The organism is Stenotrophomonas sp. GD03930 (genome assembly GCF_029839665.1).
Taxonomy (GTDB): Bacteria; Pseudomonadota; Gammaproteobacteria; order Xanthomonadales; family Xanthomonadaceae; genus Stenotrophomonas; species Stenotrophomonas forensis.
The window spans coordinates 2,227,323-2,239,212 of record NZ_JAOCAV010000001.1 but is presented as its reverse complement, the minus strand read 5'-3'; the positions used below and the strand labels follow the sequence as shown (position 1 = coordinate 2,239,212).

The window sequence follows — 11,890 nt, the reverse complement described above, 5'->3', positions numbered from 1 at the left end:
AATGCATGAGCCTGCGTTTTCTTCCCTGGTCCTTTGCCCTCGCGCTGCTGGTCGGCTGCAGCACCGTGTCCGCGCCGCACGTGCAGCGCAAGGGCAACCTGACATCCACCACCGAGGCCGGACAGGCCGCGGAGGTCGCCGCCGATGCTGCCCGTGATGCCCAGGGGGCCCCGCAGGCGGTGATCCGTCGCGGCACCGGCACCATGATCAACCGCGAAGCGGCACGCGCACCGGCACCGGCACTGCACGGGGCCAGTACCGGCGAGGCGACCTTCAACTTCGAAGGCGAGTCGGTGCATGCGGTGGTCAAGGCCATCCTGGGTGACATGCTGGGCCAGAACTACGTGATCGCACCGGGGGTGCAGGGCACGGTCACCCTGGCCACGCCCAAGCCGGTGTCACCGGCACAGGCGTTGAACCTGCTGGAAATGGTGCTGGGCTGGAACAACGCGCGCATGGTGTACAGCGGCGGCCGCTACAACATCGTCGCCGCCGACCAGGCGCTGGCCGGAACCGTTGCGCCCAGCACCGCGCCGGCGGCCAGCGCGCGCGGCTTCGAAGTGCGGGTGATCCCGCTGCAGTTCATCTCCGCCAGCGAGATGAAGAAGGTGCTGGAGCCGTATGCGCGGCCCAACGCCATCGTCAACGTCGACAGCGGCCGCAACGTGATCACGCTCGGCGGTACCCGCGCCGAGCTGGAAAACTATATGCGCACGGTCGAGATCTTCGACGTCGACTGGCTGTCGGGCATGTCGGTGGGCGTGTTCCCGATCCAGTCGGGCAAGGCCGAGCAGGTCGCCGCCGACCTGGAAAAGGTGTTCGGCGAGGAGAGCAAGACCCCCAGCGCGGGCATGTTCCGCTTCCTGCCGCTGGAGAATGCCAATGCCGTGCTGGTGATCACCCCGCAGGTGCGCTACCTGGACCAGATCCAGCAGTGGCTGGACCGCATCGACACCGCCGGTGGCAGCGCCCGCCTGTTCTCCTATGAACTGCGCTACATCAAGGCGCGCGACCTGGCCGAACGTCTCGGTGAAGCCTTCGCCAGCAGCGGCAACCGCGACGGCTCCAGCCCGGCATCGTTGGCACCCGGCGCGATTCCGTCCCAGCTGGGCAGCGACGGCGACCGTGGCATGGACAGCAGCAACGGCAGCAGCAACTTCGGCTCGACCTCCGGCAGCAGCACCGGGGGCAGCAACAACGGCAGCATGAACCTGCCGCAGCGCCAGTCCGGCAATGTCAGCGTCAGCCTGGAAGTGGAAGGCGACCGCGTGGGCGTGTCGGCGGTGGAGGAAACCAACACCCTGCTGGTGCGCTCGACCCCGCAGGCCTGGCGCTCGATCCGCGAAGTGATCGAGAAGCTGGACGTGATGCCGCTGCAGGTGCACATCGAAGCGCAGGTGGCCGAGGTCGCGCTGACCGGCGACCTGAAGTACGGCGTCAACTGGTTCTTCGACAATGCGGTGCTCGGGCAGAAGCTGACCGGTGCATTGGGCGGAGTGACCCTGCCGGCCGCCGCAGGCGGTTCCTGGAGCAGTTTCGCGGGCGCGGTGACCGGCGCCGATGGTCTCGGCTGGGCATTCACCGGCCACAACGGCGCGGCGGTGGTGAGCGCGCTGGACAAGGTCACCGATGTGCGCCTGCTGCAGACGCCTTCGGTGTTCGTGCGCAACAACGCCGAGGCCACGCTCAATGTCGGCGACAAGGTGCCGATCAACACCACCACGGTGAACACCGGCGTGGGCACCAGCAGCTATAGCTCGGTGCAGTACATCGATACCGGCGTGATCCTCAAGGTGCGCCCGCGCGTGACCCGTGATGGCACGGTGTTCCTGGACATCGTGCAGGAAGTGAGCAGCGCGTCGGATGTGCCGGAGACCTGCAACCCGACCGAGCGCAACTGCAACCCGCGCATCTCGACCAAGAAGCTGTCCACCGAAGCGGCGGTACAGAGCGGCGACACCATCATGCTGGCCGGCCTGATCACCGATTCGGCCACCGATGGCAGCAGCGGCATCCCGGGCCTGAGCAAGATCCCGGTGGTTGGTGCGTTGTTCGGGCAGAAGACCCGCACCAGCCGTCGTTCGGAGGTGATCGTGCTGCTGACCCCGACCATCGTCCGCAACGCCCAGGAATCGCGCAACCTGACCGACGAGTACAGCCAGCGCTTCCGGGCGATGGAGCCGCTGAACCAGCCGCGCGCGAAGAAGTAAGGGGTTTGCGGCCGGGCGGCGCCCGGCACCCGCAGAGGCCAAGGCAACAGCAACAGCAACAGCAACAGCAACAGCAACAGCGGGGCTACTGAGGGATGGCGGGGCGGTGTCGGATTGCGGGGACGCCGTAAACCCATCCATGGGGGCTTGGCCGCGGCATCCATGCCGCGGACACCCCGCAATCCGACACCGCCCCGCCTCTGACAATTTCCTGCGGCCGTAGGTGTCGACCTTGGTCGACACGCTGGATCCACGCGATGCGTGGATGACTCTCCATCGAAATCGAATATTTTGATATCTGTGAGATCTGAGCCGAGCATGGCTCGGCTCTACAGAAAGCAAGGCCCGACAGCTCGCAGAAATCTGTCGAGGGCGGGGTGGGTCCGGTTGCGGGGGTGTCCGCGGCATGGATGCCGCGGCCAAGCCCCCATGGATGGGTTTACGGCGTCCCCCGCAACCGGACCCACCCCGCCAACCCTCGGAATGCACGCTTTTGCTGTTGAGGTTGCCGGCCAGCGGCCGGCACTACCGCGGGTGCCGGGTGCAACCCGGCCGATACCCTGCCAGTGCTAGGCTGTGGGCACCGACAACCACGGAGGCGGGATGGGGGCGATCGTGTTGTTGCCGCTGTGCGTGGACGACGCTGCGCTCGACCGCTGCCTGGCGGCGCTGGATGCCGGCACCGCACCGGGTACCGCGGTCTGGCTGGCCGACGATGCGCAGACCGGTCCGCGTGCACAGGCGGTGGTGGAGCACTGGTTGGCACATACGCCGCTGCAGGCCGAATACACCCGGCGCGCACGGCCACTGGGCGAAGTCGCCCACCTTGATGAAATGCTGCGGGCCTGCGATGGCCTGGACGTGGCAGTGCTGGCACCGGACAGCGTGCCGGCGCCGGGCTGGCTGCAGCAGCTGCAGGACGCCTTCGCCCGCGATGCCGCCATCGCTACCGCGACGCCATGGTGCAACGCCGGGGAAACGGCGGCCTGGCCACGGCTGGGCGAGATCAATCCCGAACCCCAGGACCCGGCCATGCTGGCGCACACCTGTGCCACGCTGCCGACGCTGCATCCGGAACTGCCTTCGGCGGTCACCCATGCGGTACTGGTGCGCGGCAATGCGCGCCGTCGCGCCGGTGGCCTGGACGTGGACAGCTACGCCGGCTGGAACGCTGCACTGGTTGATCTCAGCCTGCGCATGGCCGGGCTGGGATGGCGCAACGTGCTGTGCGAGACCGCCTTCGTCAGCCGGGCAGGGGAGGCGATCAGCCGCGACGGTGATCTTGAAGCGCTGGCCGCGCGCTGGCCGGGCTGGGTGCCGCGGCTGGCCGACTTCCTGATGCATGATCCGCTGCATGGACTGCGTGCCGATCTGCAACAGCGCATGCAGCAGGCGATAATGCCGCGCGAACAGGGCGACCTGTTCGTCCCGCCCGCGCCGGAGCCACCCGCTTGAATGTTGCCATTGCCGCCATCGTCGTCACCTACCAGAGTGGCAGCACCATCGATGCATGCCTCTCGCGCCTGCGCCAGGCGCAGGATGTGGCCGAGATCCGGGTGATCGACAATGGTTCGCTGGATGGCACGCTGGACATCGTGCAGCGGCATGCCAGCCATGATGCCCGCGTGCGTTTCGTCGGCAATCCGGACAATCCCGGTTTTGCTGCCGCCAACAACCAGGGCGTGGCCGACTCGGCCAGCCCGTGGCTGGCCTTCATCAACCCGGACCTGATGGTCGAAGCGGATACCCTGGCCGAGCTGCGCCGCCGTGCCGAGGCGCTGGGCGATTGCCTGCTCGGCGTCGAGCAGCTGGACGAGCATGGCCAGGCCGACGCGGCGGTACGCCGTCGCGATCCCGATTTCCTGTTGATGCTGCGATCGCCCGGCCGGGGGTCGAAACTGGCGGTGCCGCGCGATCCGCACCAGGCCCTGCAGCGGGTACCGGCGCTGTCCGGTGCGTTGCTGATGATGCCGCGCGTCCTGTTCGACCGCATCGGCGGTTGGGATGCGGGCTACCGCCTGCATGCCGAAGACCTGGACCTGTGCCGCCGCGCGCGCGAGGCCGGCGCGGTGGTGGCGATCGCCAACGATCTGCAGGTGACCCACGTGCGCGGCGTCTCCAGCCGCTCGCGGCCGTTCTTTGTCGAGTGGCACAAGCACAAGGGCCTGTGGCGCTACTTCCAGAAATTCGAGGCGAGGCAGCGCTCGCTACCGGTGCGCGCTGCGGTATGGGCGGCGATCTGGGCGCATGCGCTGATGCTGGTGCCGCGCCTGCTGCGCAGGTCGTTGTAGAGCCGAGCCCACGCTCGGCTCAGGCAGATCCAGCCGAGCGTGGGCTCGGCTCTACGAAAGGCGGGCGCGCCCCCGGTTCACCCCGGCGGGCGCATAATCCGCCCCATGCCTATCATCCAGTCCCTGCTCGACACCGACCTGTACAAGTTCACCATGATGCAGGCGGTGCTCCATCAGCATCCCGGCGCCCAGGTGCAGTACCGGTTCAAGTGCCGTACCCCCGGCATCGACCTGGCCCGTTACATCGACCAGATCGACGAAGAAATCGACCACCTGTGCAACCTGCGCTTCAGTGACGCAGAGCTGGACTACATGCGGGGCCTGCGTTTCGTAAAGCCGGACTTCGCCGATTTCCTCGGCCTGTTCCATCTCGACCGCAAGTACATCCAGCTGCGCGCGTCGAAGGCGGTGCCTGGCGAGATCGAGCTGGACATCACCGGCCCGTGGCTGCACACCATCCTCTTCGAAGTGCCACTGCTGGCGATCATCAACGAAGTCTGGTTCCGCAACACCACCACGGCCGACTTCGCCGAGGGCGAGCGCCGGTTGCAGGCCAAGGCCGCGCTGCTGCGCGATACCCCCGGCTTCGAGCAATGCCGCATTGCCGACTACGGCAGCCGCCGCCGCTACTCGCGTGACTGGCACGCGCGCCTGCTGCCGTTGCTGCGCGATGCCCTTGGCCCGCAGCTGGTCGGCACCAGCAACGTGCACTTCGCCCGGCTGTACGGCATGACCCCGCACGGCACCATGGCCCATGAGTACCTGCAGGCGTTCCAGGCGCTGGGCCCGCGCCTGCGCGACTCACAGGTGGCGGCACTGGAATCGTGGGCGCGCGAGTACCGCGGCGACCTCGGCATCGCGCTGTCCGACGTGGTCGGCCTGGACGCGTTCCTGCGCGACTTCGACATGTACTTCTGCAAGCTGTTCGACGGCGTCCGCCATGATTCGGGCGATCCGTTCGACTGGGGCGACCGCATGCTGGCGCACTTCCAGCAGCGCCGCGTCGATCCGCGCAGCAAGGTGCTGGTGTTCAGCGATGGGCTCGACATTCCCAAGGTGATGCGCCTGTACGACTACTTCCGTGGTCGCTGCCAGGTCGCATTCGGCGTCGGCACCCACCTGACCAATGATCTGGGCCCGACGCCGCTCAACATCGTCATCAAGATGGTCCGCTGCAATGGCCAGCCGGTGGCCAAGCTCAGCGATTCGCCGGGCAAGAGCATGTGCGACGACCCGGGTTACCTGGCTTACCTGCGCCAGGTCTTCGAGCTGCCGCAGCCGGAATGACCGCGCCGGCGGGGGCGGGCGCTTACAGGTAGTCGACGACCACCAGGTAGGCGCCCTGCAGCGGCTGCTGCTGCGAGGCCTGGACGCGGTAGCGTTCGGAGAAGGCGATATCGCCGGCGCGCATCGCGCTGGCCGACACCGACAGCTTCTGGCCCTGGCGCTTGCCGTCGCGCAGCGTCGCAGCCTGGCCATCGGCCAACGCCGTCACTTCCACCGTCGAGCCCTTGGCCGACGGCGGGCAGGCCGCCAGGCTCAGTTCGCCCTGGGACAGGTTCGTCGTGCAGCCCGGCTCGGCAATGCGGCCGCTGAAACGGATGTTGCCGCTGCTGGCCTGGGCCAGCGCACTGACGGACATCAGGGCCACGCACAGCAGAATGGAGTTCCTCATGACACGTTCTCTGGTTCGGTGTGTCCTAGTTAGCGACAGCTTCGATCAGCCTTTAATAGGACGAGTTCGAATCTGCTAGGGCCATCACCAAGAAAGAGTGATGCGCATCAAAGAAGCTGATTTCCGCCTGAAAAAGGCCGGATTCCGTGCATGCCGGGTGCGTCACTCAATGCGTCATCGAACGTCGTTTGCGGCCCGCCAGGGCCCGCGTCAAATCTCCCACGCCCTGCTGGGCGCCATTTCGCTTAGCACGTCACATTTGTGTCGTCAATAAATTGGCGTTCATAAAAATAATGAGACTTTCATCACACTTGTGCCTATACTTGCGTCACGGATTCAGGGGAAGGTATGTCCGAGTCCGGCCACAGGTGAGACGCAAGGATGGGTCTTGTTAGCCCGGCAGTGCTCCTTGCTTCCTCCTCTACTTCTCATCTCTTCAGTAGGGTTAGGTAAAAGCGAATGCACAAGAACACTCTCATCGCCGCTCTGATGCTGGCCGCCGCTCCGCTGGCCGCCAATGCCGCCGACGGCACCATCACCTTCAATGGCAAGGTCACCGACAAGACCTGCACCATCTCGACCCCGGGCGGCAAGGACTTCGCCGTCAACCTGCCGACCGTGTCCAAGAACACCCTGGCCACCGCCGGTGCCGTTGCGGGCCGTACCCCGTTCGCCATCAACCTGACCAAGTGCAGCGCCGGCAACGTCGCCACCTACTTCGAGCCGGGTTCGACCGTCGACTTCAACAGCGGCCGCCTGGTCAACCAGGCCTCGGCCAACGCTGCCACCAACGTGCAGCTGCAGCTGCTGGGCTCCAACAACCAGTTCCTGCCGATCAAGGCTGCCGGCGCTGGCCTGGCCCAGACCAACTCGCAGTGGGTCACCGTCGGCACCGACGGCTCGGCCGACCTGAACTACTACGCTGAGTACTACGCCACTGCCGCCGCCACCCCGGGCGACGTCACCAGCAGCGTCAAGTACACGATCATCTACAACTGATCGTCGCCGTACCCGCATTGGCCGGCGTACGCGCCGGCCAGTGCTCCGCGGCCCCTGGCCACACCTCTCGAGCGTAGTACTTCCGATGAAAGCATTCTTTCCCCGGGCGCTGCTGCTGGCAGCGTTCACGCTGCCCTTCTGCCAGGACGCACTGGCCGGCGTGGTGGTCAATGGCACGCGGGTGATCTACCCGGCGCAGGCGCGCGAAGTCACCGTGCAGGTCGACAACGTGGGCGACTCACCGGCCCTGGTCCAGGCCTGGATCGACAGTGGCGATGCCAACCAGACCGCCGATACCAGCGATGCCCCGTTCGTGCTGACGCCGCCGATCGCGCGCGTCGAGCCGGGCCGCAGCCAGGCGCTGCGCGTGATCTTCTCCGGTGCGCAACTGCCGGCCGACCGTGAGTCGGTGTTCTGGTTGAACGTGCTGGATGTGCCGCCGTCGCCGGACAACGCCGACAACACGGGCGAACAGAATTACCTGCAGGTCGCGTTCCGTTCGCGCCTGAAGCTCTTTTACCGGCCGCAGGGCCTGAAGGGCGTTGCCAACGACGCACCGGCAGCGCTGCGCTGGACCCGCACCGGCGACCGCCTGCGCGTGGAAAACCCCAGTCCGTTCCACGTCACGCTGGCCGAAGTGCATGCCATGACCGGCAGCAGCGAAAAGGCCGTCGAGGACAAGGGCGCAATGGTCGCGCCGAAGCAGAGCCTGGAGTTCGCCGCACCGGCGGGCACCGACCAGGTGCGCTTCATCACCATCAACGATTACGGCGGCCGGGTGGAACACACGATCCGCCTCGGCAGCACCGGGGGCTGAACGCGCCGCGCTGGCCCAGGGCCTGCGCATCCCGCCACCGCCGCCGCGCGGCGAATTGAAGGAATGTCAGTGTGATCGGAAACAGATTGACATTGTCGATCCACCAGGCGATCTGCCTGTTGGCAGCTGGCGTGGCCTGCCCAGGATGGGCACTGGCAGCGCCGGCCAATCTGGGCGAGCAGGCGCTGATGGCGCAGAGCGGCGCAGCCAATGCGCGTGCCCCGGAATCGGCCCAGTTCAATTCCAGCTTCCTGTCCGGCCAGGCCAAGCAGGTTGACCTGGCAGCCTTCAGCAATGGCAACCCGATGGTGGCCGGCACCTACCGCGTCGACGTCTACGTCAACGGCGGCTGGCAGGGCCGTCGCGACCTGCAGTTCAAGGCCGACGCGCAGGGCCACGTCGATGCGTGCCTGCCGCTGCCGATGCTGGAAGAGATGGGCGTGGACAGCGAGGCCGTGCTGCTGCAGCAGGACCCGACGCTGCCGACCGACAAGACCAGCTGCGTGCCGGTGCAGCAGCGCATGGCCAATGCCTACGGCATCTATGACAGCGGCAACCTGCGCTACGACCTCAGCATCCCGCAGGTGTTCCTGCGCCGCGAAGCACGCGGCTACGTCAATCCGGCGCTGTGGGACCGTGGCATCAACGCCGGCTTTGTCGGCTACAGCTTCAATGCCATCGACAGCGACAGCCGCGTTGAAGGTGGCCAGCGCAACCGCAGCGCCTACCTCGGCCTCAATGCCGGCCTGAACCTGGGCGGCTGGCAGTTCCGCCACGACTCGAACCTGACCTGGTCCGAGGGCGATGGCCGTCACTGGCAGAGCATTGCCACCTACGCACAGCGCGGCATCCCGCAGGTGCGCGGCATGCTCACCATCGGTGAGGCCTACACCACCGGCGAGCTGTTCGATTCGATCGGTTACCGCGGCGCCAGCCTGGCCAGCGACGACCGCATGCTGCCCGACTCGCTGCGCGGCTACGCGCCGGTCGTGCGCGGCATCGCCGAAACCAACGCACGCGTTGAAGTGCGCCAGAACCAGCAGCTGATCTATTCCTCCACCGTGTCGCCGGGCAGCTTCGTCATCGACGACCTGTACCCGACCGGCTACGGCGGCGACCTCGAAGTGAGCGTGATCGAGGCCGATGGCCGCCGCCGCGAATTCAAGGTGCCGTTCGGTTCGGTGCCGCAGATGCTGCGCGAAGGCGTGTCGCGCTACGCGCTGACCGCCGGCCAGGTCCGCAACAAGCTGCTGGCCGATGAGCCGTGGCTGGTGCAGGGTACCTACCAGCGCGGCATCGGCAACCAGCTGACCCTGTACGGCGGCAGTGCGCTGAGCGATGGCTACCTGTCGCTGCTGTACGGCGTTGGCCTGTCCACGCCGGTCGGTGCGTTCGCGGCCGACGTCACCCATGCGCGTACCTCGTTCGATCACTACGGCAACCACACCGGTGCCAGCGTGCGCTTGAGCTACAGCAACATGATCGGCGAGACCGGGACCAACCTGACCCTGGCCGCGTACCGCTATTCGACCGAAGGCTTCTACAGCCTGCAGGACGCGCTGTATGGCCGCGATTCGGACAAGCGCGGCATCGATCCGACCACCCGTGGCCGCCAGCGCAGCCAGTTCCAGCTGACCCTGAACCAGCCGCTGGGCCGTCGCGGCGGCGCGCTGTACGTGACCGGCTCGGTGCGTGACTTCTACGATCGTGCCGGCACCTCCAAGCAGTACCAGGTCGGCTACAACAACGCCTGGCGTTCGGTGAACTTCGGTTTCTCCGCACTGCGTACCGAAGAAGGCGTGCTCGGTCGTTCCGACACCCAGTACCTGCTGTCGATGAGCGTGCCGCTGGGCCGTGGCACCCACCCGGTGTCGTTCAGTGCCGACCTCGGCATGCGTGACCGCGGCGGCTACGACAACAGCCGCGTCGGCATCACCGGTTCTGCCGGTGTCGACAACAACTTCAGCTATGGCGCGGCGCTGTCCGATTCGCGCGAGGGTGGCACCACCGCGGTCGGCAATGTCGAGTACCGCAGCCGCTACTCGGCACTGAACGCGACCTACAGCCATTCGCGTGACTTCCGCCAGGCCTCGGTCGGTGCCAACGGCAGCGTGGTCGTGCATCCGGGCGGCTTCACCTTCACCCCGCAGCGCGGCGACACCATGGTGCTGGTCGAAGCGCCGGGCGCGCGCGATGCCATCGTCAGCAACGCCCCGGGCCTGCGCGTGGACGGCCGCGGCTACGCGGTGGTGCCGTACGTGTCGCCGTACCGCCTCAACACCGTCACCCTCGACCCGCAGGGCATGGCCCACGACGTCGAACTGGAAAGCACCAGCCAGTCGGTCGCGCCGTTCGCCGGTGCCATCAGCTACCTGCGCTTCGACACCCGCAAGGGCAATGCACTGCTGATCCAGGTGCGCAACGCCGATGGCCGCAGCATGCCGTTCGGTGCGCAGGTCAAGGATGAGCAGGGCCAGCCGGTGGGCATGGTCAGCCAGGGCGGCCGCCTGTACGTGCGCAGCGAACAGAACCAGGGCCGCCTGCTGGTGGAGTGGGGCGCCGGTGCCGATCAGCGCTGCACGATTGATTACCAGGTTCCGGCGGGCGCCGATGCGTCCAAGACCGGCTTCATTCCGCTGGAGGCAGCATGCCGATGATTCCTTTCCGTGGCCGCAGGCTGCTGGCCACGCTGGCCCTGCTCGGTGGCGCGCTGCTGGCGCAGCAGGCCAGCGCCGCCTGCCGCATCCAGATCAACGGTTTCGTCGCCCAGGATGTGCAGATGGACATGGGCCAGATCGTGATCCTGCCCAGCACGCCGGTGGGCGGTGTGATCAAGGAACTCAGCGTGCCGATCAACCAGCAGAACAGCGTCGCCCGTTGTGACTACTGGTATGGCGGCAGCTCGACCGGTGAGTACGTCAATGCCCCGCAGAAGCGACCGGTGGCCGGCTTCGCCAACGTCTACGAGACCGGCGTTGCCGGTGTGGGCATCCGCCTGTTCCGCGACTCCGGCGCGATCCAGACCTATTACCCGCATTCCATCAACTTCGGCGCCAACTCCACCATCTCGCTGATCGGTGGGCAGTTCCGCATCCAGCTGATCAAGACCGCCGCGCAGACCGGTTCGGGCGTGATTGCGCCGAATGGCCGCTTCACCACCTACTACTTCGATGGCGACGGCCCCAGCCGCCCAGTGCTGACCTCGACCTTCCGCGGTTCGGGCACCACCGTGGTCAGCCCGACCTGCGAAGTGCAGGCCGGTAGCCGCAACATCGCCGTTGATTTCGGCAGCGTGCCCAATACCAGCTTCACCGGCGTCGGTTCGCGCGCGGTCGATCGTGACTTCGAGATCCGCCTGAACTGCCAGGGCAGCAACGTTGCGTCTTACCAGAGCAAGATCGGCATCCGCCTCGACGCCGACCAGGACAGTTCGAACATGCCCGGCGTGCTGAAGCTGAGCGCGGCCACCAACAGTGCGACCCGCATCGGCATCCAGATGGTGCAGCGTGATGGCAGCACCGAACGCGAAGTCCGCTTCGGCCAGGCCATCAATGTCGGCACCACCGCGCCGGGTACCAGTGTCATGAGCCTGCCGCTGCGGGCCCGCTATGTGCAGACCCAGGCCGGGACCGTCGGTGCCGGTGTCGCCAACGGGCAGGCAACGTTCACGATCCAGTACGAGTAACACCGCTTTTTCCATCGCTGAGTACTGCCCTGCACGTCGCCTGTTCCGCAGGCGGCGTTGACTGCGTCTTGATGCCGCAAACGTGAAGATCGGAGCTATCATGACCGTACAGAAACATGAATGTGATGTGCGTCATGGAAATGACCTTCCCTTCACCGCAGCGTCTCCGCCATCGGGCCTTCCGCCCGGTTGAGGGGCGTTGAAAGGACCCGG

At 66.6% G+C, this 11,890-nt stretch carries 9 protein-coding genes; 8 read left to right on the top strand and 1 reads right to left on the bottom strand.

Features of this window, described 5'->3' with window-relative positions:
* Positions 1–5: 5 nt before the first annotated feature.
* The 4 genes from gspD (at position 6) to pncB (ending at position 5,788) form a co-directional block, all read left to right on the top strand.
* Entirely contained in the window at positions 6–2,210 is a 2,205-nt protein-coding gene (gspD, locus tag N5C18_RS10110; RefSeq protein ID WP_279944447.1) for a type II secretion system secretin GspD, read from the top strand.
* A 603-nt stretch (positions 2,211–2,813) separates the two neighbouring features.
* Entirely contained in the window at positions 2,814–3,665 is an 852-nt protein-coding gene (locus N5C18_RS10105; RefSeq protein ID WP_053509776.1) for a glycosyltransferase, read from the top strand.
* Positions 3,662–4,501, top strand: coding sequence for a glycosyltransferase family 2 protein (locus tag N5C18_RS10100; RefSeq protein ID WP_279944445.1), 840 nt, complete (start codon positions 3,662–3,664; stop codon positions 4,499–4,501). The genes N5C18_RS10105 and N5C18_RS10100 overlap by 4 nt, the downstream gene beginning before the upstream one ends.
* A 105-nt stretch (positions 4,502–4,606) precedes the next feature.
* Positions 4,607–5,788: a nicotinate phosphoribosyltransferase gene (gene pncB, locus N5C18_RS10095; protein ID WP_053509780.1), complete on the top strand. Its 1,182-nt coding sequence runs from the start codon at positions 4,607–4,609 to the stop codon at positions 5,786–5,788.
* A 22-nt stretch (positions 5,789–5,810) separates the two neighbouring features.
* Here pncB and N5C18_RS10090 read toward each other — a convergent pair whose 3' ends face one another.
* Positions 5,811–6,176 carry a hypothetical protein gene (locus N5C18_RS10090; protein WP_004154160.1) on the bottom strand — a complete coding sequence of 122 codons (366 nt, stop codon included), beginning with the start codon at positions 6,174–6,176 and terminating at the stop codon, positions 5,811–5,813.
* Positions 6,177–6,635: 459 nt separating this feature from the next.
* Here N5C18_RS10090 and N5C18_RS10085 point away from each other — a divergent pair, with 459 nt between their 5' ends.
* From N5C18_RS10085 to N5C18_RS10070, 4 genes are all read left to right on the top strand, one after another.
* Positions 6,636–7,175, top strand: coding sequence for a fimbrial protein (locus N5C18_RS10085; protein ID WP_004154162.1), 540 nt, complete (start codon positions 6,636–6,638; stop codon positions 7,173–7,175).
* 85 nt (positions 7,176–7,260) lie between these two features.
* The gene (locus tag N5C18_RS10080; RefSeq protein WP_053509782.1) at positions 7,261–7,992 is read left to right on the top strand and encodes a molecular chaperone; all 732 of its coding nucleotides are present in this window, start codon (positions 7,261–7,263) and stop codon (positions 7,990–7,992) included.
* Between the two features lie 92 nt (positions 7,993–8,084).
* On the top strand, positions 8,085–10,649 hold the full coding sequence (locus tag N5C18_RS10075) for a fimbria/pilus outer membrane usher protein (RefSeq protein ID WP_053509784.1): 2,565 nt from the start codon (positions 8,085–8,087) through the stop codon (positions 10,647–10,649).
* Positions 10,640–11,677 (top strand): fimbrial protein, encoded by a 1,038-nt coding sequence (locus N5C18_RS10070; RefSeq protein ID WP_053509786.1) that lies wholly within the window; start codon positions 10,640–10,642, stop codon positions 11,675–11,677. Before N5C18_RS10075 ends, N5C18_RS10070 begins: the two co-directional genes overlap by 10 nt.
* Positions 11,678–11,890: the final 213 nt, after the last annotated feature.

What these genes read in the sequence shown, in the direction of transcription:
- gspD (WP_279944447.1), top strand. Translation starts at nt 6, where the DNA reads ATGAGCCTGCGTTTTCTTCCCTGGTCCTTTGCCCTCGCGCTGCTGGTC.
- N5C18_RS10105 (WP_053509776.1), top strand. Translation starts at nt 2,814, where the DNA reads ATGGGGGCGATCGTGTTGTTGCCGCTGTGCGTGGACGACGCTGCGCTC.
- pncB (WP_053509780.1), top strand. Translation starts at nt 4,607, where the DNA reads ATGCCTATCATCCAGTCCCTGCTCGACACCGACCTGTACAAGTTCACC.
- N5C18_RS10090 (WP_004154160.1), bottom strand. Translation starts at nt 6,176, where the DNA reads ATGAGGAACTCCATTCTGCTGTGCGTGGCCCTGATGTCCGTCAGTGCG.
- N5C18_RS10085 (WP_004154162.1), top strand. Translation starts at nt 6,636, where the DNA reads ATGCACAAGAACACTCTCATCGCCGCTCTGATGCTGGCCGCCGCTCCG.
- N5C18_RS10080 (WP_053509782.1), top strand. Translation starts at nt 7,261, where the DNA reads ATGAAAGCATTCTTTCCCCGGGCGCTGCTGCTGGCAGCGTTCACGCTG.
- N5C18_RS10070 (WP_053509786.1), top strand. Translation starts at nt 10,640, where the DNA reads ATGCCGATGATTCCTTTCCGTGGCCGCAGGCTGCTGGCCACGCTGGCC.